Annotated in this window: 23 protein-coding genes and 1 riboswitch; of the genes, 9 read left to right on the top strand and 14 right to left on the bottom strand. The window is 69.1% G+C overall.

Annotation, left to right across the window (positions count from 1 at the left end; translation table 11 throughout):
- Positions 1-167 precede the first annotated feature (167 nt).
- Positions 168-1,160: an IS481 family transposase gene (locus J5Y09_RS16025; protein WP_209352820.1), complete on the top strand. Its 993-nt coding sequence runs from the start codon at positions 168-170 to the stop codon at positions 1,158-1,160.
- A gap of 146 nt (positions 1,161-1,306) precedes the next feature.
- Here the strand turns inward: J5Y09_RS16025 and J5Y09_RS16020 are convergent, their stop codons facing one another.
- The 3 genes from J5Y09_RS16020 to J5Y09_RS16010 all read right to left on the bottom strand — a co-directional run bounded on the left by J5Y09_RS16020 (position 1,307) and on the right by J5Y09_RS16010 (position 3,540).
- Positions 1,307-2,569 (bottom strand): D-amino acid dehydrogenase, encoded by a 1,263-nt coding sequence (locus tag J5Y09_RS16020; RefSeq protein WP_245217171.1) that lies wholly within the window; start codon positions 2,567-2,569, stop codon positions 1,307-1,309.
- 135 nt (positions 2,570-2,704) lie between these two features.
- A riboswitch (glycine riboswitch) is annotated at positions 2,705-2,805 on the bottom strand.
- Between the two features lie 65 nt (positions 2,806-2,870).
- Positions 2,871-3,173 (bottom strand): pantoate--beta-alanine ligase, encoded by a 303-nt coding sequence (locus J5Y09_RS24885; protein ID WP_432761239.1) that lies wholly within the window; start codon positions 3,171-3,173, stop codon positions 2,871-2,873.
- A gap of 61 nt (positions 3,174-3,234) precedes the next feature.
- Positions 3,235-3,540, bottom strand: coding sequence for a tripartite tricarboxylate transporter substrate-binding protein (locus tag J5Y09_RS16010; protein ID WP_209352818.1), 306 nt, complete (start codon positions 3,538-3,540; stop codon positions 3,235-3,237).
- Here J5Y09_RS16010 and J5Y09_RS16005 point away from each other — a divergent pair.
- From J5Y09_RS16005 to J5Y09_RS15995, 3 genes are all read left to right on the top strand, one after another.
- Complete coding sequence (locus J5Y09_RS16005; protein ID WP_209352838.1) at positions 3,494-3,676, top strand: hypothetical protein; 183 nt, start codon at positions 3,494-3,496, stop codon at positions 3,674-3,676. The genes J5Y09_RS16010 and J5Y09_RS16005 overlap by 47 nt on opposite strands.
- Positions 3,677-3,880: 204 nt before the next feature.
- Positions 3,881-4,432, top strand: a complete 552-nt coding sequence (locus J5Y09_RS24405; protein WP_245217169.1) for a LysR family transcriptional regulator — start codon at positions 3,881-3,883, stop codon at positions 4,430-4,432.
- Between the two features lie 5 nt (positions 4,433-4,437).
- On the top strand, positions 4,438-4,953 hold the full coding sequence (locus J5Y09_RS15995) for an LLM class oxidoreductase (protein ID WP_245217168.1): 516 nt from the start codon (positions 4,438-4,440) through the stop codon (positions 4,951-4,953).
- Positions 4,954-5,011: 58 nt separating this feature from the next.
- Here J5Y09_RS15995 and J5Y09_RS15990 read toward each other — a convergent pair whose 3' ends face one another.
- Positions 5,012-7,612: an arylsulfatase gene (locus J5Y09_RS15990; protein WP_209352817.1), complete on the bottom strand. Its 2,601-nt coding sequence runs from the start codon at positions 7,610-7,612 to the stop codon at positions 5,012-5,014.
- A 339-nt stretch (positions 7,613-7,951) separates the two neighbouring features.
- On the opposite strand from J5Y09_RS15990, the gene J5Y09_RS15985 reads away from it, so the two are divergent.
- Positions 7,952-8,701, top strand: coding sequence for a porin family protein (locus J5Y09_RS15985; protein WP_209352816.1), 750 nt, complete (start codon positions 7,952-7,954; stop codon positions 8,699-8,701).
- Between the two features lie 267 nt (positions 8,702-8,968).
- Here J5Y09_RS15985 and J5Y09_RS15980 read toward each other — a convergent pair whose 3' ends face one another.
- The 4 genes from J5Y09_RS15980 to J5Y09_RS15965 form a co-directional block, all read right to left on the bottom strand.
- Complete coding sequence (locus tag J5Y09_RS15980) at positions 8,969-11,323, bottom strand: tetratricopeptide repeat protein (RefSeq protein ID WP_209352815.1); 2,355 nt, start codon at positions 11,321-11,323, stop codon at positions 8,969-8,971.
- A 191-nt stretch (positions 11,324-11,514) separates the two neighbouring features.
- Positions 11,515-11,793, bottom strand: a complete 279-nt coding sequence (locus J5Y09_RS15975; RefSeq protein WP_209352814.1) for a hypothetical protein — start codon at positions 11,791-11,793, stop codon at positions 11,515-11,517.
- A 29-nt stretch (positions 11,794-11,822) separates the two neighbouring features.
- The gene (locus tag J5Y09_RS15970; RefSeq protein ID WP_245217167.1) at positions 11,823-13,268 is read right to left on the bottom strand and encodes a DUF2252 domain-containing protein; all 1,446 of its coding nucleotides are present in this window, start codon (positions 13,266-13,268) and stop codon (positions 11,823-11,825) included.
- Between the two features lie 655 nt (positions 13,269-13,923).
- A complete protein-coding gene (locus J5Y09_RS15965; RefSeq protein WP_209352813.1) occupies positions 13,924-14,343 on the bottom strand; it encodes a DUF6525 family protein in 420 nt (139 codons plus the stop codon).
- A 275-nt stretch (positions 14,344-14,618) separates the two neighbouring features.
- Here J5Y09_RS15965 and J5Y09_RS15960 point away from each other — a divergent pair, with 275 nt between their 5' ends.
- Both J5Y09_RS15960 and J5Y09_RS15955 read left to right on the top strand, forming a co-directional pair.
- Complete coding sequence (locus J5Y09_RS15960; protein WP_209352812.1) at positions 14,619-15,602, top strand: Bug family tripartite tricarboxylate transporter substrate binding protein; 984 nt, start codon at positions 14,619-14,621, stop codon at positions 15,600-15,602.
- 6 nt (positions 15,603-15,608) lie between these two features.
- Positions 15,609-16,241: an aspartate/glutamate racemase family protein gene (locus tag J5Y09_RS15955; RefSeq protein ID WP_209352811.1), complete on the top strand. Its 633-nt coding sequence runs from the start codon at positions 15,609-15,611 to the stop codon at positions 16,239-16,241.
- Here the strand turns inward: J5Y09_RS15955 and J5Y09_RS15950 are convergent.
- From J5Y09_RS15950 to J5Y09_RS15935, 4 genes are read right to left on the bottom strand one after another with little or no spacing between them, the layout of a single operon-like run.
- On the bottom strand, positions 16,228-17,199 hold the full coding sequence (locus J5Y09_RS15950) for a Bug family tripartite tricarboxylate transporter substrate binding protein (RefSeq protein ID WP_209352810.1): 972 nt from the start codon (positions 17,197-17,199) through the stop codon (positions 16,228-16,230). The two genes, J5Y09_RS15955 and J5Y09_RS15950, sit on opposite strands and share 14 nt — an antisense overlap.
- Before the next feature lie 28 nt (positions 17,200-17,227).
- The gene (locus J5Y09_RS15945) at positions 17,228-19,129 is read right to left on the bottom strand and encodes an AMP-binding protein (RefSeq protein ID WP_209352809.1); all 1,902 of its coding nucleotides are present in this window, start codon (positions 19,127-19,129) and stop codon (positions 17,228-17,230) included.
- A gap of 1 nt (position 19,130) precedes the next feature.
- Positions 19,131-19,289, bottom strand: coding sequence for a hypothetical protein (locus J5Y09_RS15940; protein ID WP_209352808.1), 159 nt, complete (start codon positions 19,287-19,289; stop codon positions 19,131-19,133).
- Entirely contained in the window at positions 19,289-20,044 is a 756-nt protein-coding gene (locus J5Y09_RS15935) for an SDR family NAD(P)-dependent oxidoreductase (protein ID WP_209352807.1), read from the bottom strand. Before J5Y09_RS15935 ends, J5Y09_RS15940 begins: the two co-directional genes overlap by 1 nt.
- 140 nt (positions 20,045-20,184) lie before the next feature.
- Between J5Y09_RS15935 and J5Y09_RS15930 the strand changes: the two genes are divergently transcribed.
- Positions 20,185-21,399, top strand: a complete 1,215-nt coding sequence (locus tag J5Y09_RS15930) for an ABC transporter substrate-binding protein (protein ID WP_209352806.1) — start codon at positions 20,185-20,187, stop codon at positions 21,397-21,399.
- Complete coding sequence (locus tag J5Y09_RS15925; RefSeq protein WP_209352805.1) at positions 21,399-22,181, top strand: short-chain dehydrogenase/reductase; 783 nt, start codon at positions 21,399-21,401, stop codon at positions 22,179-22,181. The genes J5Y09_RS15930 and J5Y09_RS15925 overlap by 1 nt, the downstream gene beginning before the upstream one ends.
- On the opposite strand, the gene J5Y09_RS15920 is transcribed toward J5Y09_RS15925, so the two are convergent.
- Complete coding sequence (locus J5Y09_RS15920) at positions 22,178-22,984, bottom strand: enoyl-CoA hydratase/isomerase family protein (protein ID WP_209352804.1); 807 nt, start codon at positions 22,982-22,984, stop codon at positions 22,178-22,180. The genes J5Y09_RS15925 and J5Y09_RS15920 overlap by 4 nt on opposite strands.
- Before the next feature lie 20 nt (positions 22,985-23,004).
- A complete protein-coding gene (locus J5Y09_RS15915; RefSeq protein WP_209352803.1) occupies positions 23,005-24,942 on the bottom strand; it encodes an AMP-binding protein in 1,938 nt (645 codons plus the stop codon).
- Positions 24,943-24,990 lie beyond the last annotated feature (48 nt).

Below are 24,990 nucleotides of genomic sequence, written 5' to 3'. Positions count from 1 at the left end.
TCAATGCATCCGTACGACCGCCCTCGACCTGAAGCGGACATGGCTTACCGATCCGCTGCCTGCGCTCGCTCCGCGACTGGCACTGGCAGGCGGATGCGATGTCGAGCTAGATGTTTAGTCCCGGGTTTTGACGGTGCAGACTTCTCCCCGGCATGGAGGGATGCGCTATGGGCCAGCTTCTTCACGGGAGCGCCCGCACGACAGAGGCGGTCCGTCGCGCGATCCAGCATAGTCAAGAGAGCCTTAGGGCTTTGGCCCGCCGCCATGGCGTGAACCCGAAGACCATCGCCAAGTGGCGAACGCGAGGCGACGTCGCTGATCGGCGCACGGGCCCGGCCGAGCCGCGCTCGACCACCCTCTCGGCCGACAAGGAGGCGATCATCGTCGCCTTCCGCCGCCACACCCTGCTGCCGCTGGACGATTGCGTCTATTCCCTGCAGCCCAGCATCCCGCACCTGACGCGCTCGGCGCTGCATCGCTGCCTGATGCGCCACGGCATCTCGCGCCTGCCCGAGACCGAGGGCGACAAGCCGGTCCGCAAGCGCTTCAAGGCCTACCCGATCGGCTACTTCCACATCGACATTGCCGAGGTCAGGACCGAGCAGGGCAAGCTCCACCTCTTCGTGGCCGTCGACCGCACCTCGAAGTTCGCCTTTGCCCAACTGCACGAGCGCGCCACCACGCGCATCGCCGCCGACTTCCTCCGCGCCCTGCTGCAGGCCGTGCCCTACCGCGTGCACACCGTGCTCACCGACAACGGCCAGCACTTCACCACGCCGGGCAACATCGCCTCGGCCGCGCCGCTCATCCGTGAGGCGATTGACCGCGGCGAGATCTTCCGCGCCCATTCTTTCGAACTCGCCTGTGCCCAAAACCGCATCGACCACCGCCTGACCAAGGCCTACCACCCGTGGACCAACGGTCAGGTCGAGAGGATGAACAGGACGCTCAAGGAAGCCACCGTCCAGCGCTACCACTATGGCAGCCACGACGAGCTCCGCGGCCACCTCGCCCTGTTCCTCGATGCCTACAACTACGCCCGGCGCCTCAAGACCCTGAAGGGGCTCACGCCCTACGAATTCATCTGCCGCTCATGGGCCGCAGAGCCTCACAGGTTCACGGCAAATCCGCACCACGAAATGTCTGCACCGAACATCTAGGCGCGGCGCGTCGTACCGCCGCATTCCCATCGTGACTGGCCTACGGCAACGTTCGACGTTGGGAGACCTTCGCACCGTCAGGCATTGGACAGAGACGGTCCAACACCCGGCGGCAGCAGGAACAGGTGCGGCGTTGGCGGGCACGGTCAGGTATTCCCCTGCGCGCTCGCCATCGCGGCCACCGCATCGGCCGTCGCAGCGGACAGAGTCCACCCCAGATGGCCGTGCCCGGTGTTGTAGAAGACGCGCGGGCTGCGGCCGCGGGCCACGCGGGGCATCATGTCGGGCATCATCGGCCGAAGGCCGGCCCAGGGCACTGCCTGGCGCGTGCTCATGCCCGGAAAATGGGCCCTGCACCAAGCGACCAGCGGGGCGATGCGCTCGGCCCGAATGTCGCGGTTGGTGCCGTTGAACTCGGCCGTGCCAGCCACGCGAAAACGCCGCGCGCCGAGCCGGCTGGTCACGATCTTGGCCTTGTCATCCAGCAGGCTGACCCAGGGCGCCGCCGTCTGGTCGGCCGGATCGTCGAGCTGCACGGTGATGGAGTATCCCTTCACCGGATAGACGTTGATGCGGTCGCCGAATGCCGCGCCGAGCTGGCGCGACATCACGCCGCCGCAAACCACGACCTTGTCGAAGCGGCAAGGCTCCGGCGCATGCTGCGCGTCGTCCAGCCGCGGCTCGGTCGAGCGCACGACCAGCGCCACACCCAGCTCGTCCGCGTCGGCCGAGAGCACCTCGGTCGAGAAGCGCATCGTCACGCCGCGCCGCGCGCAGGCCAGCGCGAGGCCATTCGTGAACTTGTGGATGTCGCCCGTGAAGTCCGACGGCGTGTAGAAGCCACCGTAGAATTCGCCCTGCAGCGCGGGCTCGATGGAGCGGATCTCCGCCGGCGTCACCGCGCGGCGCTCGAGCCCGCCCTTCGCGAGCAACGCCGTGACGCGCGACGCCGTCTCGAACTCTCGCTTCGTCGCGTAGAAGTGCAGGATGCCGCGGTTCTCGGCGTCGAAGTCGATGCCTTCTTCCACGGCCATGCGGCGCAGGTGCTCACGCGCCTCGATGGCCAGCCGCGCGGTGGTGATGGTGTTCTCCTCGTGGCGCGGGATGGCGGCGACGAACTCGGCCATCCAGGACAGCTTGTGCCAGGACGGCTTCGGGTTCACCAGCAGCGGCGCGCCGGGCGAGACCATCCACTTCAGCCCCTTCAGCACCGTGCTCCAGCTGTTCCAGACCTCGGCGTTGGAGGCCGAGAGCTGCCCGCCATTGGCGAAGGAGGTCTCCATCGCGGCGTAGGGGTGGCGGTCGAAGACCGTCACGTCATGGCCGCGGCGGGCCAGGTTGTACGCGGTGGTGATGCCGGTGATGCCGGCGCCGATGACGGCGACCGACTCGCGATCCGAACGGGACATGCGCATTCTCCGCCCGCGCCTCGCGCGGGTTCGAATGCCCCCTCTGTCATTGGCCTGAGAGCATCATCGCCTTCCCGTCATGGGCGGGCGACTTACACCATCGGCGGGAGCTGCCGCTCCACTTTTCAGAGTTCCAGTTTCGGTGCGGTACGTGGGCCTGAGAGTTTCCGGGGCGGTTGCTCCTTCGGCGCCCGCGCCGGGCCTGCGACCGACGCGGGCTCTCCCGCAACCCCTTGATGGCGAAGAAGCACGCTGAGCGTCAAGGGGATTGCGCGGCGCGACGACGCCGTAGCGCCCTCAATCAGGCGGGATGTTGCCGAGCAGCCGCACAGTGCCCCCCCCGCGCCACGGCGATCAGGAGTGCCTTGTGACCCGGCGACAGCACGTCTAGGGGGCGCAGCGTCTCCGCCTCGACCAGAGCGAGGTAGTCTGGCGCGAACTGGGTCGGGTTCACGAAGAGCGACGCCACCACGACATCGGCGACCGTCCGGGCCGCCACGACCAGGGAGAGATGGCCCTGGTGCAGCGCGCCCATGGTGGGCACCAGGCCGACCCGCGCGCCGCCGGCACGCAAGCTGCCGAGCGCGGAACGCAGGCCGGGAATGTCGCGCTGAATCAGCTTGGCGCCTCATCCACCGTCGCGCCGGGCCCCGCGACCGGCTGCGTCACTCGGGCTGGATGCCGGCGCGGCGCACGAAGGCGCCCCAGCGCGAGGTCTCCTGCGCCAGGAGCGCGGCAAGGGCAGCGGCATCACCGTTCATCGGCTCTGCGCCAATCCGCGCCAGACGTTCCGCCACCGCCGGATCGGCCAGCAGCCGCGACAGCAGCGCCGAGAGCGGCGCCCGTGCGGCCTCCGGCAGCGCGCGTGGCGCCAGCATGGCGAACCACGGGTCCACCGCGAAGCCGGGCACGCCGGCCTCGGCCATGGTCGGCAGGCCGGGCATCACCGTGATGCGCCGCGACGTCGTCACCACGAGCGCGGCGAGCCGCCCGGACGAGTACCTGCACGACGATTTCACCTTCGCCACGCGCGACGGGCTGATCCCCGAAGTGCGGCGCGTGAGCGACGCCGACAAGGTGCGCGCCAAGGGCCTGAACGCTCCCTAGGCCGAGATCACCTTCGACTTCGTCCTGCACGCCGAGAGCACCGCGGCGCCCACCACCATCGTGCAGCGCGTGCACGCCCCCGCGGGCTGACGCGCCCCGGCCCGGCCGCCCCGCGCGGTCGGGCACCCCCTTTCGCGACCCGAGTGACCCCGGCGGCGCGCAGTCCGCGCGCCGTCCACCCCGACTGCGTCCCCAGCGGAGCCCATGATGCCCGACAGCCCCATAGGCGACCTGCGTATCGGTCGGGCCGTTGCAGCGGCAGATGGTCATGGCGGGCGCCTCAGCACCCGCCGGCGCGGCGCGGTGCGAAGCACCGGCTCTGGATCGCGTCCTGGGACATCGTTGTTCCCCCGTCCCCGCCAGATGCCCCTTTCCCGCGCCACCGTTCCAAGACTTAAAAAGGTCACAACAATTCCTGGGAGGTATCGGCTGGACTCGCGGCAACTCCGCTATTTCACTGCCGTGGGGCGCGAGCGGAACTTCACCCGCGCTGCGGAGAAGCTGCGCATCGCCCAGCCGACGCTAAGCCGCGCCATCCAGCAGTTCGAGGACACCTTCGGCGTCGCGCTGCTCGACCGCGCCAGCCGCCCTCTTGCGCTCACGGACGCGGGGCGGCTGCTGTTCGAGCAGGCTGTGCAGGTGCTCGACCGGATGGACGAGATGAAGGCGAGGCGCGTGCGCAATATGCGGATCTCAAGTCGCGGCTTTCACGCCAAGGACGCGAGCGCGACGAGGTCATCATTCTGCCTGGCGTGATGCCTGTGGTCGGACGCACCGAACGCGAGGCGCTGGACAAGCTTGCACAACTGCAGCGCTTCATCACGCCTGACAACGCGCTCATGCGCCTGTCCGAGCGGCTCAGTGTCGACCTCGCCGGGCATGCGCTTGACGCGCCCCTGAACGCTGTCCCGCGAGCCGAGAACAGCCATGCCTTTACGCGCACGCTTCTCAACAAGGCGCGGCGCGAGAACCTTACGCTGCGCGACGTCTACAACCTTCTCGGCGCGGCGCGCGGCCACTGGGTGCTGTGCGGATCCGCGGTTCAGGTAGCCGATACCTTGCAGCACTGGTTCGAGACCGGTGCGGCGGACGGATTCAACGTGATGCCATCACACTTTCCTGGCGGCCTGGACGACTTCTCGGAACTGGTGGTCCCGATCCTTCAGGAGCGGGGTGTGTTCCGTCGTGCCTATACGGGCACCACGTTACGCGATCATCTGGGCCTCGCGCGCCCGCAAAGCCCGTATGCGGGCCGACACTTGAACGCGGCGCCCTGACCTGGATTTTCCAGATCAGGGCGATTCAGACATCCGGACGCAGGTCAGGGGGAAGAGATCAGTCGCGCGCTGGACCCCTTGGCAAGGTGGAGTCGCCAAGCGTCACGACGAGCCGCTCGAGACGACCGGTGAAGGCGAAGGGTGTCCGATAGTCGCGGTCATCGACCGACGATCCGGTGTCTTGCCCGACATCGAAGGTCTCGTCGCCCTGAACGGCGAAGGGCAGCGTCCGGGCCATTGCCTGTCGCGCCACCACCTGACCGTTCACTGACAGGATACCCGTTCCGCCGCGGCCCACGGGCGCCCCGGCTGCCTCGGGCTGGAACTCGAATGCGATGCTGTGCCGTCCCGGGGGCAGCGCGGTCGGCGACTCCCACCGCACCCGCTCGATGTCGAGCAGGTTCCAGGTAAAGACCGGTCGCCCCCCGAGCAGATAGAAGCCCCAGCCCGCGAAACGCCCGCCATGCGTCGCGATCACGCCGTTCGCCCCGCCTGCCGGCACATCGATATCCGCCACGAGCCGATAGGCACGGTTCAGCAGTGAAGGCGCCACGCTCGACTGCAGGCCGCTGCCCGGCGCGCGATAGACGAACTCCCGCCGCCCGGCGGACGGGCCTGGTCGCGGCGTGATGAGTCGCGAGAGGCTCGAATTGTCCAGCGGCAGCACCTGGTAGCGCGCCGCCTCGATCAGGAAGCGCTGCTGCAGGTCGCGCAGCCGGTCAGGGAATTGCGCCGCGAGGTTCCGGCTCTGCGTCGGATCTTGTTCGAGATTGTAGAGTTCCCAGCTGTAGCCGTTCACGACGTCCTCCGGCGGATGGCCCGAGCTCTGCCAGGGCAGCGTCGGCGGCGTCGTGTTGGCGTACCAGCCGTCATGGTAGATGCCCCGATGGCCGAGCATCTCGAAATGCTGGGTACGGCGGCGCGATCGCGCCGCGGCATTCGCGGCGTCGAAGGTGTAGGCCATGCCGACGCCCTCGATGGGGCGCTGCGCCACACCATTCACGACGCGCGGTTCGGGGATGCCGATGGCCTCCAGGATCGTCGGCGCGATGTCGATCACGTGGTGGAACTGGTGGCGGATGCCGCCGCGATCGGCGATGCGCCGCGGCCAGGAGATCGCCATGCCGTTGCGCGTGCCGCCGAAATGCGAAGCGACCTGCTTGGTCCACTGGTAGGGCGTGCCGAAGGCCCAGGTCCAGCCGACCGCGAGGTTGGGATAGGTGGCGGGTCCGCCCCAAGCGTCGATGACGGGTAGTTGCCGCTCAACCGGGATCTCGATGCCGTTGAAGAAGGCGTACTCGTTCGGCGTGCCGTGCGCCTGGCCTTCGGCGCTGCCGCCATTGTCGCCGCTGATGTAGATGATCAGGGTGTTGTCGATCTGGCCGGCATCGCGCACCGCCTCAATAACGCGCCCGATCTCGTGGTCGGTGTAGGCGAGATAGGCCGCGAAGACCTCGGCCTGGCGTGCGTAGAGGCGACGTTGATCAGCCGACAGGCTCGACCAGCGCGGCAGCGTGTCCGGCCAGGGCGGCAGCACCGCATTCGGCGGCAGCACGCCGAGGCGCTGCTGGTTAGCGAAGATGCGCTCCCGTACCACCTCCCAGCCCTCGTCGAACCGGCCGCGGAAGCGGGCGATCCATTCGGGCGTCGGGTGGTGGGGCGCATGGGCGCCGCCTGGGGCGTAGTGGATGAACCAAGGGCGGCCTGGCGAGACCTCATTCAACTCGCGGATGCGCGCGATGGCCTCGTCGGCCATTGCGGTCGTCAGGTTCCAGCCTGGCCGGCCTTCGAAGGGCAGGATGCGCGTGGTGTTGCGGTAGAGATTGCCCGGCTCCCACTGGTTCGTCTCGCCGCCCATGAAGCCGTAGAAGAAGTCGAAACCGAGGCCCGTGGGCCAACGGTCGAAGGGGCCAGCGGGGCTGATCTCCCAGGGCGGTGTGTTGTGGTTCTTGCCGTACCACGCGGTCGAATAGCCGTTCTGGCGCAGCGTCTGTGCGATCGTCGCCGTGTCCGCGCCGATGATCGCGTGATAGCCGGGGAAGCCGGTGGAGAGTTCCGCAACCGCGCCGAAGCCGACCGAATGCGGGTTCCGCCCGGTGAGCAGCGAGGCGCGCGTCGGCGAGCAGAGCGCGGTGGTATGGAACTGCGTGTAGCGCAGGCCCGTCTCCGCCACGCGGTCGAGCGTCGGCGTCGGGATGACGCCGCCGAAGGTCGAGGACGCACCGAACCCGACATCGTCGGTGATGATCAGCAGGACGTTCGGTGCGTTCTCAGGCGCGCCGAGCGTGGGCGGCCAGGCTGGCGTGCTCTCCCGCGCCGATGGGCTGATGCTGCCGGCGAAGGGCGCGGGCGGCTGCGGCAGGATCCGGGCGTTCGGAAATTCTATCGCGGTGGCGGAACCCGGCGTGCCGCGCAGATCCTGCGCGGCTGCTGGCAGGGACTGCATCGACCACATGGCAAGGCTGGCCGCGAGCACGCCCGCAAGGCGCCTCACGAATCCGGGCCGCAGCCCTGCGCGCGTGGTCGTGGAGGGCATCACCGCCCGACAATCGCGCACCGCGTCGGTCCGTATCTGCTTGCGAACGGGATGGGCATGCGAGTGCGGCTGCCGTGATGATCCCAGACTCATTGCTGCAATCCCTCTGCCTTCACAGATCATTCCTGCCTCGACGTGGATCTTAAGCGTAATCAAGGAATTACGGGCGGTGGCGGTTCGTGGCATTGACGTGGATCAACGCGTATCGGTCGAGCACCGTCGATCTTCGCGTCCAGGTAAGTAGAGGCTACGCAGGTAATGGAGTCGCACAGCCAAGCATCGCGGGGGAGGGGGCGCGGGACCTCCGAGTTCTCGCCCGAAACGCCTTGCGAGGTGGGCGGCTTCGCGCCGCGGCAGTGGTGTCGAGACAGTTCTGCCGGCCGGGATGATTCCGTGCGGCAGCCAAGACGATGGAAGGGGTCGAGGATGACGTCGAATTTTCGTTTCGGGACGAAGGGGGCCATGGCCGGAGCGCTCGCCGGTCTCGCGCTGATCGCGAACCCCGCCGCGGCGCAGGGTCCCTCCCAGCCCAATGATGCGTGGACCTTCACCCTCTCCCCCTATGTCTGGTTCTCGGGCCTCGGCGGCGAGGTGACCGGCCCGCACGGGGCGGGGGAGAGCTTCACCGCCGATTTCGGCGACATCTTCGGCACGATGAAGTTCTCCTTCATGAGCCTGGCCGAAGCGCGGCGGGGGAACTTCAGCTTCGTCACCGACATCATGTATCTCAACCTCCAGCAGGGCGTGCCGGTGCCCGGCTTTGGGGAGTACAGTGGCGGCAGCGCGCGGACGCAGTCCGTCGAGGTTTCCGCGATCGGCCTCTACACCGTGGCGGAAGGTTCGGCGGGGCGCATCGAACTGGGCGGCGGCATTCGCGGCTGGTGGTTCGACACCGAGCTGAGGCTCGATGCCGGCCGGCTTCCTGCGCGGACACAGAGTGCATCGACCAGCTGGGTGGATCCCGTGATCGGCGCGCGGGGCGTGCTTCGCCTGAACGATCGCCTGTCGGTCACCGCCTATGGCGACATCGGCGGCTTCGGGCTCGGCTCGGAGTTCACATGGCAGGCCTTCGCCACACTCGACTACCGGGTCACGGAAAGCGTCAGCGTCTCGGCCGGGTTCCGCTGGATCCACATCGACTATGACAAGGGCCGCACGGACATCTCGCTCGACATGGGCGGTCCGATCATCGGCGCGAGCGTGCGCTTCTGAAGTCGACAAGGCGGGGCGGCTTCGTGCCGCCCCCTTCAGGCAGCACCCGGCGGCAACGCCAATGACGATGTGACGCCATGACTCAATTTGGGTCATGACGCCGAAGGGGAGCCATCTTCTCGCTCGCCATTTCGCCTGAGGCTGGATCTTCCTGGCCGCTGTTGCGCCGCTTCTCCCCTTGTGCGGCGCGCGGGCGCAGACAGATCGACTGAGTGGCCGCTGGTTCCGCACTGTCCTCTCCAGCGCCTTTGCCGCGAGCCAGCTTCTCTAGCGCATGCCTGGCAGGCGCTGGCGTAGCGCGCGCAACTGCGCCAGCAGGGCAGCCGCCTCGCGATCTGTGGGGTTGAGTGCGGCGGCCTCGGCAGCCAGGCGTTCCGCTTCGACGAGATTCGCGCGGTCCCGCTCGATGGTCGCCAAGGCAATCAGGCTGTCGCGATGGCGCGGGTGGCGGGCAATGTTCGCCCGTAGCACGGCGGCCGCTTCCTCCGTACGCCGCAGCTGGTTGAGCGCGATCGCCTGGACATAGGCGTAGCGAGGCTCATCGGGTCGCAGCCCGGCGGCCTCGGCCAGCGGCGCAAGCGCATCGGCGGCGCGCCCCTGTCGGGCGAGCGCCAGCGCCAGCGCATGATGCGCCTCGGCCTCCCGCGGATGCGCGGCGACAGCACGCCGCAGCGCGGCCTCCGCCGCGTCCTGCCGCCCGCGCCGCGCCTCGAAATCCGCGAGGTTCACCAGCGCCCCGAGATGCGTTGCGTCGCGTGCCAGCGCATCGCGGTAGGCAGCCTCGGCGCCGGCCATGTCGCCACGCGCGGCGAGCAGGCCAGCGATGTTCACATGCGCCTCGGGCCGTTCGGCGGCGACGCGCTCGCTCGCCAGCAATTCGTCCCAGGCGCGGGTGAAGGCGGGCCGCGCCGCCTCGGGCAGGGCGTCGAGCGGCACGGGTGCAAGGGCGCGCGCCGCCTCGATGCGCACAAGACGTGTTTCGTCCGCAAGGAAGCGCGCCGCGTGCAGACGGTTGCGCGGGTGCAGTCCATCGAGCGTGCGCAACGCCGCCGCCCGGACCAGCGGATCAGGATCGAGCAGCGTTGCGCCGATTGCCTGCGCCGTGGCCGGTGAGGGCGGCATGGGAAGTAGCGAGACGGCCGTCGCGCGCAGGATCGGTGCATGCGCGCGATTGGTCGCCAGAGCGGCAAGCAGGGCATCGGCGCCTGGCCGCCCATCGCGTCCCGCGGCGATGGCGAGCGCGGGGTGCGGATCGTCGCGTCGGCGAGGCCCGAACCATTCCACGATGTGCCGCGCTGCCCAGGATTGCGGGCGGCCGATGTGGCAGGTCGTGCAGGTGTCGCGCGCGCCGATCTGCGCCGCGACGTCGGGGCGCGGGATGCTGAAGGCGTGGTCCCGCCGTCGGTCCACGCCCATGTAGGTCACCGCCGGCATGTGGCAGGACACGCATTGCGCAGCCGCGCTGCCCGGCGCGTGGCGATGGTGCTCGGCCGTGTCGAAGCGCGCGGGCAGGTGGCATTGCGCGCAGACCGCGTTACCTTCCGCGCGCAGCGTGCCGCGATGCGGATCGTGGCAATCGGCGCAGACCACCCCGGCGCGGCTCATGCGGGACTGCGCGAAGGAGCCCCATTCGAAGACCTCGCCCTGGATCTGGCCATCGGCGTGGTACTCGCCGCGCTCGAGTAGCATCGGTGCGTGGGTATCGAGGAAGCGGCCACCGGGCGACGGGTCCGGCACCAGCGGGCGGGCGCGCGCGTGGCAGGGGGCGCAGGTCTCGACCTGCGCCGGGGTGGACTGGCGTGGCGGGCCTTCCCAGCGCGCTATGCCGCGCGGGTCGTCGGCCGCGAAGCGCCAGGCGCCGCCAGAACGATCACGTAGCCAGGTGGAGAGGCCGCGATGCGGGTCATCGTTGCGCGCGCCGGCCTGCGCCCATGCGACATGCGCGGCACCCGGCCCATGGCAGCTCTCGCATCCGACGCTGATCTCGGTCCAGGTCGTGGCGTAGCGGTCCGTCGTCGCGTCGTAGCCGCGTTCGAGGCCCGTCGAGTGGCACGAGGCGCACATGAAGTTCCAGGTCTGCTCGCGCCCTGTCCAGTGCAACGGGTCGGTCGCGGGCAATGGGTCATTCGCCGCAAGATGAAACCAGCGCTGGCCACCCTGTTCACGCGACCGGCTGTCCCATGCCCAGGGCAGTGCCTGCCGGCGGCCATCGGGAAACAGCACCAGGTACTGCTGAAGCGGATCGACGCCGAAGGTTTCGGTGATGACGAAATCGGCGACCGTTCCATCGGGCCCATCCGTGCGGATGACATATCGCTCGCCATCACGCAGGAACGTCGCGGTGTGGCGGCCGTCGACGATGCTCACACCAGAGAAATCGCCCAACACATTCGTGGGCGTTGCCGCGCCCATGGCGCGGGCGTGGTCGCTATCCCGCCAGGCGGCGGCTTCCGCCGCGTGGCAGGTGGCGCAGGTCGTTGAGCCGACGAAGCCCTGGCGCGCGCGCTCCGCCGCGCGTGGCGCGGGTGGGCCGACCAGTAGCGCGGCGATCAGGAACGGTAGTGCGACCAGCACGACGAGCATCGCTGCGCGCCAGGCGATTGGTGGAGGGTCAGTCTTCATGGAGATTGGCATCGGAGGCGATCACGGCCCCGCATGTTCCCATGCGGGACCTCGCCGTGGCGAGTGCCGCGTCAGTTGGGCGCCGCGGGCCGCGGCGGCGTGCTCGCGTCCGGGCTGATCGTAAGGTCGCGCAGCTTGTCCGGGTGCTGCGCCGCGAGGGCGCGCGACTGGGTCGGGTCCTCGGCGAGGTTCTACATTTCCCAGCGATAGCCGTTGACCACGTCCGTCGGCGGCCGCGTCGCGCTGTCCCAGGCGGGTTCGGCGGCGTCGTGTTGGCGTAGCAGCCATCGTGGTAGATGCCGCGACGCCCGAACATCCTGTACCACCATCTCGTCGGCGCCTAGCACTCCCAGCGTCGCCGCGAAGGGCTTCTCCTGCACCGGCAGTCCGTCGAACTGGCCGCCGAGCAGCGCCGATGCGAAGCCGCCGGTGAAGCCTGCCGATCGCCGTGTCTTCTCGAAAGGAGCCATCACGGCCAGTTCTCACGCCTCTCGTGAGGCTAAGATTCCAGGTGTACGGTCACGGCGCCGCGCCTCACCGCAGCCTTCAGCACGGCATGGTCACGCTCCGCCTGGTCGGCATAGGCCACCGCGAAGTTGCCCACGGCATCGTCGAAGGCGTCGCCGGAACCGAGATACCCGGCGATGCCGGCGACGTCCGAGCTCTTGGCGTGAGCGCGCGCGAGCGACCAGCCGCAGATGCGCGCATACAGCTCGAGCAACTCGTCGTCGAAGGTCTCGATCAGCGGCTTGATCTTCGCGTCGCGGAGCTGCCGGACATAGAACTGCTTTCCGTTGGCGGCGGTGACCCAGCCGAGGAAAAGATCCGAGGCCGGTTGCATCAACCGCTGCCCGGCCACCACGCGCTGCCCGTGATGCCCATAGGCGCTTGCGCCGGCGAAGGGTTCGAGCACGGAGGCCGCGGCCTCCTTGAACTGCAGGAAGAGGGGATCGTTCGACGCGGACATCATCAGCACGATCCAGCATCGCCGGCCGACGCTGCCCACGCCCACCACCTTGATCGCGGCATCGACCACGCGGTAGCGGTCGAGCAGCACGCGCCGATCGTCGCTCAGCGTTTCCCGGTAGGCCGCGAAGACCTGGTTCAGGATCTCGTCGAACTGCTTCGAGCGCGCAAGATCGGGATGGAAGATGAGCGGCGGCGTATCCCGGATCGACGTACGGCCGCCGACCACGCCTGCGAGCTTCGGGAAGTCGAACTCCGAGCCGCTGCCCGACAGCGCCTTGTCGATGCGCGCCCTGAGGAGCGGCACGCGTGCTGCTGGCACCATGGCCAGGACATCCTCGGCCGTGATGCGTGCGTACCAGACTTCGAGCGGATGCATCTCGGCAAACTCGCGAACGCGCTTGCGGTAGGCGCGCACCACGGATACCGCGGCGTCCCGCCCCTTGCCGTCCGACAGGCCGATGGATCGCGCCGCGAGCACGAAGGAAGCCGCGAGCCGCTTCACGTCCCACTCCCATGGGGCCGGCAGCGTCTCATCGAAGTCGTTGATGTCGAAGATGATGTTGCGTTCCGGCGTCGCGAACCCGCCGAAATTCGCCAGGTGGCAATCTCCACAGGCCTGCACCCGGAGCCCGGTGGCCGGGGTGGCTGACAGGTCGGCGGCCATCACGGCGGCTGACCCGCGGAAGAACGCGAAGGGCGACTGCAGCATCCGTCCGTATCGGATCGGGATGAGTTCGGGCAGCCGCTCCGCATCCGATGCCTGCAACATGGCGACCGGATCCTGTCGCTGCGCCGGCCGCTTCCATTCCGCGTGCGCGGTGCGAGGGTGGCGTGCACGCAGCGCCTTCCCCGCCTCCATGCGCTCGGCGACCGAGGGGCCATGCGGGTCCAGGGCGCGGGGCGCGTCTTCGGCTGGAAGCGATTGCGCCCGATCCTGCTGCGCCGACTGAGGGATCTTCTTGGCAGTCTTCTTCATGGATCGATGCTCCCGAGCGCTCCCGCGGCGACGAGATATCGTGGTATTTCAGTCGGGAACGCGTTGACCTGCGTCAAACCGGTCCAGAATATCCGGCCGAGCCGGCAGCGGGTCGTTGCGGGTCCGAGAGACCTGAGTGCCAGGTAACTCACGTTCTCCGTCACCGAGAACCTTATCGAGGATGGTGAGCACTGGTTTCCGGCGCACGCGGGCCATCGGCCCTCTCGGCGCGGCTGCCTGTCAAGGTTGGAAATGCTCTCACTGCCGGGCGCAGGTTCTGTTCGAGATTCGACTTTGTGGTCGTGTTCTGAGCCGATGCCGCCACCGACGCAGCGAAATCCGCAACCGCGGCCACCGCCGATCGGAAAGGGCGCCGACCCCGTACTCCCGACGAGAACGACGGCCGACACCCGGGCGACGGACCGGCGACGGGTTGCTCAGCTGTCTCGTGCTTCGCCACCCAACGTCTGCACCGTTCGTCCAGATGCAGCGCGAACGGACGGCGTCCTAAAGGGCAGCGGTCGCCTCCGAATGCTTCGCGTCCGGCCGATCAAGGTTACTTGCCGCGGGAGCCACACCGCACGACGCTTGCGAGCCGGACAAACTGCAGCCGGATATGATCCGGCACGGCGAATGGCCCACTCCTTGTAGTCCCTCAGCGCCGTGCGCGGCGCTGCGCCTTCCGCTGCGCTGAGGCCTTGGGCCGCTTCGACGTTGTCGCGGCAGCCTTGTCATGCGGAGCAGGAATGCCCTCCTTTCCGGCGTAGCGCTGGAGAGTCGCGCCGGCCGCCAGGTGCGGATAGGCCTTTGGACCCTTGGGCCATGTCCTCGCGAATGCGGCGATCTCGGCATTGTCGTACCGACGAATGGCGTCGACGAGGAACGACGACACCTGGGATGGTCGCAACCCCCGCTGGCGCAGCAACTGAGAGTGCCATTCCCGGGCACGCAATGGGCACCAGTCCACAAGGGCTTCCTGCAGCGCCCGGCGTACCTCGGAGGGCAGTTCCTCATACGCCCGATAGGGGTCGCCCTTCAGCTTGCTGTAAGGCTTGGTCGCCGTGCTGTTGTCCATGGCCGGCTTCTACCGAAGAGACGATCGCGAGGAAACTCCGGCACCAACCGATCAGCGCTCGGTGCCGGATCCGCATTGTCGCGCGCGGTCATGCCTCCAGACCCGGGGCCTAGTCCTGTCACGGTGGGCGATGAGACAAACGGCTGCGCCCTCGCCGCATGCCGCCGGCCACGCGCGAATGGGCCGGATGCGCCATCGCCACGCCTTCCCGCCCTGCGATCAGCCAAGCATTGCCGCCTGCACCGCATAATGGAAGGATTGCGTCAGGGAAGGGAATGCACGCGATGAACAATCACCGTCTGCGGCGGCGAAGCGTCATGATCGGCGCCATCGCCACCATGCCGATCGGATCGCCGCGCGCGCAGTCATGGCCGGCCGGGCCGCTGAAGCTTCTCGTCCCCTTTGGGCCCGGCGGCTCGACCGACATCATGGGGCGACTGCTCGCGAGTGGCCTCCAGCAGAACCTGAACGTGCAGGTCGTGGTGGAGAACCGCGGCGGCGGGGCCACTTCGCTCGGCACCGAGCTCGCCGCCCGCGCCGCGCCGGACGGGCAGACCTGGCTGGTCACCTCTGACAGCTTCGCGGTGCTCCCGGCGCTGGTTCCGAACCTGTCATTCGATGTGACGCGGGACTTCGCGCCCGTGACGCTGATTGCGACTGCGCCCAATGTCATCGCGGTGCATCCCTCGCGCCCTTGGCGGGCCCTGGCCGAGGTCGTGGCCGCGGCACGCGGCGGAAACCTGAGCTACGCCTCGACCGGCAACGGCACGACGGGGCACTTGGCGATGACGCGCTTCGCGGCAGGTGCCGGCGTGCGCATGGCGCATGCGGCTTATCGCAGTGGCGGGCTTGCGCTGAACGACGCCGTCGCCGGACATGTGGACATGATCATCGGCAGCGCCGCCCTGCTGGCGCCGCAGATCGCGGACGGCCGGCTACGCCCGATCGTGCAGCTCGGCGAAGCGCGCCTGCCGGCGATGGCGTCGGTACCGACCTCGGCCGAGGAAGGCTTCCCCGACTTCCTTGCCGAGACCTGGTGGGGCGTGCTCGCGCCGGCCCGCACGCCGGCGGCAATGATCGACGCAATGCTCGGTGCCACGCGTGCGGCATTCCAGGAGGCGCGCGTGGCACAGCAGGTCACGCAGACACAGCAGGCGCGGCTGCGCCTCGACGGGCCGGAGGCGATGCGCATCTTTCTCGCTGGCCAGGTTGCGACCTGGGGCGCGGTGATCCGCGACCACCGAATCACCGCGGACTGAGGCGCTATGCGCATCGCGCTCATTCACGCCGGCGCCGTCTCCATTCCGCCGATCGAGACTGCCTTCGCGCGGCTGTGGCCGGAAGCGGTGGTGATGAACCTGCTGGACGACAGCCTCTTTGCCGACCGCGGCGAGGGCGTGCTGCCGCCGGGCATGACCGCGCGGTTCCTGTCACTGGCCCGCTACGCCGCTGGCACCGGCGCGGACGGCATCCTGTTCACCTGCAGCGCCTTCGGTCCCTGCATCGAGGCCTGTGCGGTTGCCCTCGCGCCACTGCCCGTGCTCAAGCCGAACGAGGCAATGGTCGAGGCCGCCTGTGCCGCCGGATCGCGCATCGGCCTGCTCGCGACCTTCCCCGGCACGCTCGCGACCATGCCGGCGGAGTTCCCGCCTGGCATCACGCTGGTGCCGAAACTGGCCGAGGGCGCGTTCGCCGCGCTGCAGGCCGGCGACATGGCGGAGCATGACCGGTTGGTGGTGGCCGCGGCGCGCGAACTGGCCGATTGCGACGCGATCGCGCTGGCGCAGTTCAGCCTGTCGCGCGCGGCGCCAGTGGTGGAGCAGGCGCTGGGCCGGGCGGTTCTCACCACGCCGGGAAGCGCGGTGGCGAAGCTGAAGGCGCTCGTCAGTCGGCCCTGATGTTCCGCTCACGGATGACGCGGGTCCAGGTGTCGAACTCCGCGTTCACGAAGGTACCAAACTCGGCGCGTGAGGAGGCCACCACCTCGATGCCGAGTGTGGCGAGCATGCGCGCGCGCATCTCCTGCGGTGCCAGCGCCTCGACCAGTGCGGCGTGGAATGTGTCCAGGATCGCTGGCGGCACGGCGGCGGGCGCGAGAACGCACCACCATGCATTGGCGTCGATGCCCGCGAGCCCCACCTCCCTTGCTGTCGGCAGGTCCGGCAGGAGGGTGGAGCGCGCGCCGCCGGTCTGTACCAGCGGCCGCAGCGTGCCATCGCGCACCATCCCGCCGATCGGCGCGGCGGAGGCGATGCACAGGTCGATCTCGCCGGCCATCACAGCCTGCACCAGTGGCGCGCCGCCGCGATAGGGCACGTGCGTGGTGCGGAACTCGCCCACCTGCTGCATCATTTCCATCACCAGATGCGCGAGTGTGCCATTGCCGCTTGTGCCGCAGGTGATGCGCTCGGGCTGCGCTTTCGCCGCCGCCATCATGTCCTGCATTGTCCGCCAAGGTCGTGTCCGATGCGCACACAGCAGCATCGGCGCGGTGCCGACCAGCATGACGGGCGCGAGGTCGCGCCTGCTGTCGAAGGGCAGGTCCGGGATCAAAGCCGGCAGTGCCGCGTGCACGTCGGACACGACGAGGAAGGTCAGGCCATCGGGTGCTGACCGTACCACCGCGCCAGTGCCGATCGCCCCGCTGGCGCCGGTGCGGTTCTCCACCACAACTGGCACGCCGAGGATGCGTTGCAGCGGTGCTTGCAGGCTGCGCGCCACGAGGTCGACGCTGCCGCCGGGCGGAAAGGAGACGATCAGCCGGATCGGCCCGCCCGGCCAGGCGCGCTGCGCCCGGGGTGCCGAAAGCGGCGTCACGGCGGCGGCGGCGAGCAGGATGTCTCGGCGGTGCAGCATGGATCGCCTCCCTTGCGATGATGTTTCGCTAGACCGCCAGCGCCCTGAGCGGCGCCAGCGCCGAGGGGTTGTCGAGCGCCGTCAGGTCGCCCGGCGGCTGGCCGGAATAGAGGTTGCGGATGACCCGCCGCATGATCTTGAGACTGCGCGTCTTGGGCAGTTCCGCCACCACATGCACTGCGGCCGGGCGGAAGGCGCGGCCAAGGTGGCGCTCCACGCGCGGTACGATGGCCTCCGCGAAGTCGGCTGGCGCATCCTTCGCCGCGACGACGAACACCACCAGCTTCTGGCCCTTGGCGGCATCTTCCACGCCGATCGCGGCGGCCTCCGCCACGCCGGGGATCGCCAGCAGGACTTCCTCCACCTCTGCCGATCCCAAACGCTTGCCGGCGATCTTGAGCGTGTCGTCGGACCGTCCGCGCAGGAAGAACACGCCATCCTCGCGCCGTATCGCGAGGTCGCCATGCACCCAGATGCCGGGGAAGCGCGACCAGTAGGTCTCGATGTAGCGCTCGCGATCCTGCCAGAAGGCGCGCGTCATCCCGACGAAGGGGGCGAGGATGGCAAGCTCGCCGACTTGCTCGCGCACGGGCCGGCCGCTGTCGTCCAGGACATCGACGCTCACGCCCGGCGAGATGGCGTTGAACCCGGCTGGCACGATCGGGAGCACCGGCACGTTGCCGAGAAGCCCGCCGGTGACCTCGGTGCCCCCGGTGTAGTTGATCACTGGGCAGCGATCGCCACCGATGTGGCGCTGGTACCAGAGGAAGTGTTCGGGATCGATGCCTTCGCCCGCCGTAACCAGCAATCGCAGCGATGACAGGTCCGCGGCGATCGAATGCGGCATGTTGCCGGCCAGGCTGCGAATCAGCGTTGGCGAGGCTCCGAAATGTGTCACGCGGTGGCGTTCCACGAGCCCCGCCATGCGGCCCCAATCGGGAAAATCCGGTGCGCCATCATAGCAGACGAGCGTGGCGCCGCGCGTGAGTGCGCAGGACAGGATCAGCGACCCTGCGATCCAGCCCATGTCGGCTGGCCAACAGAAACGGTCGTCGGGCGCGATGTCGAAATGCACCGCGGCGTCGTGCGCGACCTTCAGCGGAAAGCTGCCATGGGTGTGCACCGCGCCCTTGGGCTTGCCGGTGGTGCCGGAGGTATAGATCACCATCAGCGGGTCATCGGGCCCCATCCGCGCGGGCAGGTCCTGCGTGGGCGGCGCTTCCACATCCTCCCACGCCACCGCATCCGGTGCGGGCGCTCCCTTCTGGATCAGGAGCTCGAGGCCTGGCAGGTTCGGGCGGACCTCGCGGATAAGCCCGGCGATGTCCACCAGGCGGCCGCGGCGGTGGAAGCCGCTGGTGGCGACGAGCGCGCGCGCGCCGCAGCCCGACAGTCGCGCGACGATGGCATCGACGCCGAAACCGCTGAACAGCGGCACGCAGATCGCCCCCAGCGCAGAGATCCCGAGGAAGGTCACCACCGCCTCGATGCCGCCTTCCATCAGCAGCCCGATGCGATCGCCGCGCTGAAGCCCGCGCGCGCGCAGCCCGGCAGCGAAGGAGAGCACGCGCGCTTCCATCTCGCCCCAGGTGATGCTGCGCACCGTGCCGTCCTCGCATTCCGCGATGATGGCGGGGCGATCGCGGCGTGCGGGGTCGCGGCCCCAGCCGAAGATCGTGTCCACCCAGTTGAGTTCGCCGTCGGGGAACCAGTCCGGGAAGGCAGGGCCGTCGGGCAGCGAGACGTAGCCCGTGGGATCGCGCGACCAGGCGATGCGCAGGAAGCCCATCAGGTGGCGCCAATAGGCCTCCGGCTGCGCGACGGAGAAGCGCTGCAGCGCCGCGAAGTCCGCGCAGCCGAGTTCACGCGCCAGCCGCGTGACCTGCGCGCGGGCGATGACCTCGGGTGGCGGGATCCAGGCGGTGTCCATGTCAGCCCTCACCGCGGCTGACGATCTCGGACACCGATCGGCGTTCCGAGGTTCGTGCAAGCGCCTGGAGGTCCCGTACACCGGGCTGGCCGACGGTGATCGGCTTATCGACCAGCGCGATGTCGCGCGCGACAAGGATCTGGGCCGTCGGCATGCGCATCACACCGTCACCAGGCCGCTGTCGACTGGCAGGACGATGCCCGTGACGATGCGGGATTCATCGGAGGCGAGGTAGAGCGCGGCCTGCGCCATGTCCATCGGCTCGCCGAGACCGAGCAGGTGCATCTCCGTCAGCCCCTGCATAGCCGGATTGCCGGCGAGGATCCCGCGGACGCGCTCGGTCAGGGTGATCGTCGGCGCGATGGCGTTCACCCGCACCTTGCGCGGCGCGAACTCGACCGCAAGCGACCGCGTCAAGGCCGCCACGCCGCCCTTCGCCGCCGTGTAGCAGTCCCGCCCCGGGAAGCCCATCAGCGCGACCACCGAAGCCATGTTGATGACCGAGCCTCCACCGCTCTTCGCGATCTCGGGAATGCCGAAGCGGCAGCCGAGGAAGGTGCCGAACAGGTCGAGCCGGATGGCGCGCCAGAATTCCTCGAGCGGCGCGTCCACCACGTTGGAATCGACGCTGGTCGACCCGCCCGCATTGTTGTGCAGCACGTGCAGGCCGCCATAATGCTGCACCGCGGTCCGGATGGCGGCGGCACAACTGTCGGGGTCGCCCACATCGGTCGTGACCGCGATCGCCTGCCCGCCGGCGGCGTGGATCCGATGCGCCGTCTCCTCGCCGCTTGGCGCGTCGATCTCGGCGATCACCACCTTCGCACCTTCGCGGGCGAAAAGCTCCGCGGTGCAGCGCCCGATCCCGGTGCCCGCACCGGTGATGAGCGCGACCTTGCCTGCCAGCCGGGCCATCGACGTTTCCTGTCCCTTTCCGCGGACTATCGATCCTTCCGTGCCGTATCGGCAAGGCCGGGCCATTGCTGCCGGCGGCCCGGCATGGAAGCATCCGTGCCGGAAAGCCGCGCCACGATGCCGGCACCCGGAGGAACGCCATGACCAACGATCTGTTCGCTAGGCTCGGCCGCCGCACGGTGCTCGGCACCGCCCTTGCCGGTCTCGCTGCGCCGCCCTCGCTGCGCGCCCAGGCCCCGGCCTTGAAGATCGGCGTGCTGAGCGACATGAGCTCGGTCTACGCCGACTATGCCGGCGTCGGCTCGGTCGAGGCCGCGCGCATGGCGATCGCGGATTCCGGGCTTGGCGAGCGCGTGCAGCTGGTCTCGGCGGACCACCAGAACCGCCCCGATGTCGGTTCCAACACCGCGCGAAGCTGGTACGACACGCAGGGCGTGGACGCGATCTTCGACTGCCCGACCTCCTCGGTCGCGCTGGCGGTCAACACCGTGGCCGGCCAGGCGAAGAAGCTGTGCATCTTCAGCACCGCCATCATCGACCGCCTGACGGAAGAAGACTGCAACGGCTACGGCCTGTCCTGGACCTGGGACATCTATTCGGTGGCGCGCAGCAGCGCCCTTCTGCAGATGCGCCGCGGCCTCGACACCTGGTTCATCATTCACCAGGACTATGCCGCGGGCCACGCGCTGGCCGCCGCGGCGCGCGACACGCTGCAGGGCGCCGGCGGGCGCGTCGTGGGGTCGGTCGCGCATCCGCTCGGTACCACGGACTTCGCTGCCTACCTGCTGCAGGCGCAGGCGAGCCGCGCGAAATTCGTGATGTTCACCGCCGGCGGGACGGACCTGATCAACGCGCTGAAGCAGGTGCGCGAATTCGGGTTGGTGCAGCGCGGCCAGCAGATCGGCACGATGTTCACGGTCATCACCGACGTACATGCCATTGGGCTCGACGCGCTGCAGGGACTGAACTTCGTCACCGCCTTCTACTGGGACCGGGACGAGCAGACGCGTGCCTTCGCGCGGCGCTTCTTCGCCACGCGCCAGAAGCAGCCGACGATGTTCCAGGCTGGGGTCTATTCAGCCGTCTCGCAATACCTGAACGCGGTGAAGGCGACCGGGAGCACGAAGGCCGAGGACGTGCGCGGCTATATGCGAGACCGGCCCTTCGAGGATTTCTTCGCCCGCAACGCCAGGCTCCTGCCCAATGGCCGCCTGATCCACGACATGCTGACGGCACGCATCAAGGCGCCTTCCGAACAGCGCCACCCCTGGGACTACTACGAGATCGTCGGCGTGGTGCCTGCCACGGAGGCCTTCCGGACGATCGAACAGAGCAAGTGCAGGATGCAGTTCTGATGGATCTCGGCCTGCGCGGGCGCCGTGCGCTGATCACCGGCGCGTCCAAGGGCATCGGCCTTGCCGCTGCCGAGGCACTGGCGGCCGAAGGCTGCGACCTGGTTCTGGTGTCGCGCACCGCCGCCGACCTTGCGGCGGCGGAGGAAAGGCTGCGCGCCACCCGCCAGGTGGGCGTGACGGTTCGTGCGCTCGACCTCTCGGCCAGCGCCAGTGTCGATGCGCTGGCGGCGGAGTTCCCGGGGATCGACATCCTGGTCAACAATGCCGGCGCCATCCCCGGCGGGTCGATCGACGAGGTCGAGGAAGCGCGCTGGCGCGCGGCCTGGGACCTGAAGGTCTTCGGCTACATCAACATGTGCCGCCGCTTCTACGCGCTGATGCGCGCTCGCGGGCGCGGCGTCATCGTCAACGTCATCGGCTCGGCCGGCGAGAATCCCGACGCGACCTATGTCGCCGGTTCCACCGGCAACGCCGCGCTGATGGGGCTGACGCGCGCGCTGGGCGGCGCGGCGCCTTCCGACGGGCTGCGCGTGGTCGGCATCAACCCGGGCCCTATCCTGACGGAGCGGCTGGAGGGGCTGTTGCGCCGTCGCGCGCAGGACAGCTTGGGCGACGCGGAACGCTGGCGCGAGACAATGGCGCCGATGCCGTTCGGCCGCGCCGGCCATCCGCACGAGATCGGCGCGCTGGTGGCGTTCCTCGCTTCCGACCTGTCCGGCTATACCACCGGCACGATCGTGACCGTCGATGGCGGGATCGCGAGCCGGCGGAAGGCCTTCTAGACCTCGCTGGCCGGCGGGAAGGCCGGCCGCCGCTTCTCGAGATGCGACTGGAGGCCTTCCTTCACTTCCGGCCCGGTAAAGCCCATGAACTCCATCGCCAGGGATGCGTCGAAGCTTGGCCCGGCCATGCGCAGCCAGTTGTTCAGTGCGTACTTCGTCCAGCGGATGGCGCTCTGCGCGCCTTCCGCCAGCCGCGAAGCCACCTGCACGGCCTTGGCGTCGAGTTCGTCGTCCTCGGTGACAAGCGAGATCAGCCCGATGCGCTCCGCCTCGGCGCCCGTCAGCAGATCGCAGGTCATGAGGTAGTACTTGGCCTTCGCCATGCCGCACAGCAGCGGCCAGATGATCGCTGCGTGATCGCCTGCCGCGACGCCGAGCCGCGTATGGCCGTCCGTGATCCGGCAGTCCTTCGTGGCGATCGACACATCGGCCAGGATGCCGCAGACGAGCCCCGCGCCGACCGCCACGCCGCGCATGGCGCTGACCACGGGCTTTCGGCAGTTGATGATGTTGTAGACCATGTCGCGCGCCTCGCGCCAAACGCGGGTGCGCGTGTCGAAATCCTCGGTGATGGCCTGCACCATCGCGAAGTCGCCGCCGGCCGAGAAGGTGTTGCCGGCGCCGGTGATGATGGCGCAGCCGACGCTGTCGTCGGCGTCGATGTCGCGCCAGATGCGCACCAGCTCGGCATGCATGGCCGCGTCCGCGGTGTTCATCTTGCCATTGTCCATCGTGATCCGCAGCACGCGCGGATGAGGGCGATCGAAGCGCAGGCGCTGGTAGCCTTCATAGGTGCCGGTCATGCCGTTTATTCCTTCGTGGCTTAAACATGGCGTGCGAGGTCGCGCACCGCTTCGGGGTTGACCAGGCTCGACAGATCGCCTGCCGCCTGGCCCGTCAAGGTCGCGCGCACCAGGCGGCGCATCACCTTCATCGATCGTGTCTTGGGCAGGTCGGCGACAAAGAGCACCCGGCTCGGCCGAAAGGACTTGCCGAGCGCCGCCGCGACGGCGTCTGCCAGCCTCGAACCCTGCGCGTCATCCCCTGGCTGTCCCGGCGCGGCTACCGCGACGCAGACGACGGCCGAACCCGTGACAGGATCCGGCACGCCGACCGCGGCGGCTTCGGTCACCGTGCCGCTGGCGAGCAGCACCTCCTCGATCTCGGTCGGGCCGATGCGCTTGCCTGCGACCTTCATCGTGTCGTCCGAGCGCCCATGCAGGAACCAGAAGCCATCGGCATCGCGGGATGCGAGGTCGCCCTGCACCCACATCCCAGGAATCTGCGTCCAGTAGCTCTCGATGTAGCGGGCCTCGTCGCGCCACAGGCCACGCGTCGTGCCGATGCAGGCTTCGCGCATCACCAGTTCGCCGACCTCGCCCGGTGCCACGCTGCGACCCGAAGGATCGACGATGTCCCCGCCGGTTCCGGGCACGGCGCCGTTGAAGCTGCAGGGCTTCTGCGGAAACAGGATGTTGGAGGCGACGATGGCGCACATCTCCGTGCCGCCTGAGAAGTTCAGGATTGGCGCGCGGCCACCCCCGACGCGCTGCATCACCCACAGCCAGGTCTCGCGGTCCCACGCCTCGCCGCTGGAAGGGATGGCGCGTATCGACGACAGGTCGTGGCGTTCGAGCATGGTCCCCGCGTCACGCCGCAGCATGCGGGCCAGTGTCGGTGCAGTGCCGAAATGCGTGACGCGATGCTTCGCGATCAGGCGCGGCAGGCGGTCGGGTTCGGGCCAGGTCGGCGCGCCTTCGGCGATCACCAGCGTCGCTCCGGCGAGCAGGCTGCCGAGGATCGTGACGGTGCCGCCGAACCAGCCGAAATCCGTCGGCCAGAGGAGCCGGTCCCCGGCCTTCATGTCGAGCGTGAGCCGCGCATCCTGCCCCAGCTTCATGCCGAGCCCGCAATGCGTGTGCACCGCGCCCTTCGGCCGCCCCGTGGTGCCCGAGGTATACATCACCAGTGCCGTGTGCTCGGCGGGCAGTTCGCGTGGCGGCGGCACCTGTTCGGTCGGCGTCGCGACCGCGTGCCACCAGACGTCCCGCGGCGCCGTCATCGGCGTCGGCAGGCCACGATGATCGAGCACGACGATGTGGCGGACGCGGCCGTTGCCGCGCAGTGCCTCGTCCAGCACGGGCTTCATGGCCACGTCCTGGCCACGACGCCGTGTGCCGTCGACGGTAAGGACGACTGTCGCGTCGCTCATCGCCAGGCGCTGCGCGACGGCGTCGCCGCCGAAGCCGGAGAACAGCGGCAGCGTGACGCAGCCGAGGCGCAGGCAAGCCATGAAGGCGGCCATGGTTTCCGGCAGCATCGGCAGATAGAAGCCGACGACGTCGCCCGCCTCAAGTCCGAGCCGCGCGAGCCCCGCGGCCAGATGCCCCGCCTCGCGGTCGAGATCCGCATAGGTCCAGGACCGCGTGTCGCCTTCCTCGCCTTCCCAGATCACCGCGGCGCGGTCGGGTGCCAGGTCGAGCGTCGCACCGACGGCGGTGTCGTAGAGATTGGCCGTCCCGCCGAGGCACCAGCGCGGATGCGCGACTCCGTCGGCGAGATCGAGCATGCGGTTGGGCGTCTGGCGGAAGCGGAAGCCAAGCCAGCGCGACAGCGCCCGCCAGTACCACTCGGGTTCGCTCGAGGCGCGGGCCGCAAGCGCGCCGTAGTCCGGCAGTCCGCACTGCGCGACGAAGTTCGTCCAGTTGGCGTCCCGCCGGACGGCGTCCGACGGCCACCACGCGATCTCGGCGTCCTGCATGGCCGTTCCTGCTCCCACGCGGAGACTGCGGCACGCCAGGGGGCCGCA

Source organism: Roseomonas nitratireducens, from assembly GCF_017813355.1.
Lineage (GTDB): Bacteria > Pseudomonadota > Alphaproteobacteria > Acetobacterales > Acetobacteraceae > Neoroseomonas > Neoroseomonas nitratireducens.
The sequence above is the reverse complement of the archived record's forward strand: the minus strand, read 5'-3'. Positions and strand labels throughout refer to the sequence as shown.

What these genes read in the sequence shown, in the direction of transcription:
- J5Y09_RS16025 (WP_209352820.1), top strand. Translation starts at nt 168, where the DNA reads ATGGGCCAGCTTCTTCACGGGAGCGCCCGCACGACAGAGGCGGTCCGT.
- J5Y09_RS16020 (WP_245217171.1), bottom strand. Translation starts at nt 2,569, where the DNA reads ATGTCCCGTTCGGATCGCGAGTCGGTCGCCGTCATCGGCGCCGGCATC.
- J5Y09_RS16005 (WP_209352838.1), top strand. Translation starts at nt 3,494, where the DNA reads ATGGTCGGCAGGCCGGGCATCACCGTGATGCGCCGCGACGTCGTCACC.
- J5Y09_RS24405 (WP_245217169.1), top strand. Translation starts at nt 3,881, where the DNA reads ATGATGCCCGACAGCCCCATAGGCGACCTGCGTATCGGTCGGGCCGTT.
- J5Y09_RS15990 (WP_209352817.1), bottom strand. Translation starts at nt 7,612, where the DNA reads ATGATCTGTGAAGGCAGAGGGATTGCAGCAATGAGTCTGGGATCATCA.
- J5Y09_RS15985 (WP_209352816.1), top strand. Translation starts at nt 7,952, where the DNA reads ATGGCCGGAGCGCTCGCCGGTCTCGCGCTGATCGCGAACCCCGCCGCG.
- J5Y09_RS15980 (WP_209352815.1), bottom strand. Translation starts at nt 11,323, where the DNA reads ATGAAGACTGACCCTCCACCAATCGCCTGGCGCGCAGCGATGCTCGTC.
- J5Y09_RS15975 (WP_209352814.1), bottom strand. Translation starts at nt 11,793, where the DNA reads ATGGCTCCTTTCGAGAAGACACGGCGATCGGCAGGCTTCACCGGCGGC.
- J5Y09_RS15970 (WP_245217167.1), bottom strand. Translation starts at nt 13,268, where the DNA reads ATGAAGAAGACTGCCAAGAAGATCCCTCAGTCGGCGCAGCAGGATCGG.
- J5Y09_RS15965 (WP_209352813.1), bottom strand. Translation starts at nt 14,343, where the DNA reads ATGGACAACAGCACGGCGACCAAGCCTTACAGCAAGCTGAAGGGCGAC.
- J5Y09_RS15960 (WP_209352812.1), top strand. Translation starts at nt 14,619, where the DNA reads ATGCACGCGATGAACAATCACCGTCTGCGGCGGCGAAGCGTCATGATC.
- J5Y09_RS15955 (WP_209352811.1), top strand. Translation starts at nt 15,609, where the DNA reads ATGCGCATCGCGCTCATTCACGCCGGCGCCGTCTCCATTCCGCCGATC.
- J5Y09_RS15950 (WP_209352810.1), bottom strand. Translation starts at nt 17,199, where the DNA reads ATGCTGCACCGCCGAGACATCCTGCTCGCCGCCGCCGCCGTGACGCCG.
- J5Y09_RS15945 (WP_209352809.1), bottom strand. Translation starts at nt 19,129, where the DNA reads ATGGACACCGCCTGGATCCCGCCACCCGAGGTCATCGCCCGCGCGCAG.
- J5Y09_RS15940 (WP_209352808.1), bottom strand. Translation starts at nt 19,289, where the DNA reads ATGCGCATGCCGACGGCCCAGATCCTTGTCGCGCGCGACATCGCGCTG.
- J5Y09_RS15935 (WP_209352807.1), bottom strand. Translation starts at nt 20,044, where the DNA reads ATGGCCCGGCTGGCAGGCAAGGTCGCGCTCATCACCGGTGCGGGCACC.
- J5Y09_RS15930 (WP_209352806.1), top strand. Translation starts at nt 20,185, where the DNA reads ATGACCAACGATCTGTTCGCTAGGCTCGGCCGCCGCACGGTGCTCGGC.
- J5Y09_RS15925 (WP_209352805.1), top strand. Translation starts at nt 21,399, where the DNA reads ATGGATCTCGGCCTGCGCGGGCGCCGTGCGCTGATCACCGGCGCGTCC.
- J5Y09_RS15920 (WP_209352804.1), bottom strand. Translation starts at nt 22,984, where the DNA reads ATGACCGGCACCTATGAAGGCTACCAGCGCCTGCGCTTCGATCGCCCT.
- J5Y09_RS15915 (WP_209352803.1), bottom strand. Translation starts at nt 24,942, where the DNA reads ATGCAGGACGCCGAGATCGCGTGGTGGCCGTCGGACGCCGTCCGGCGG.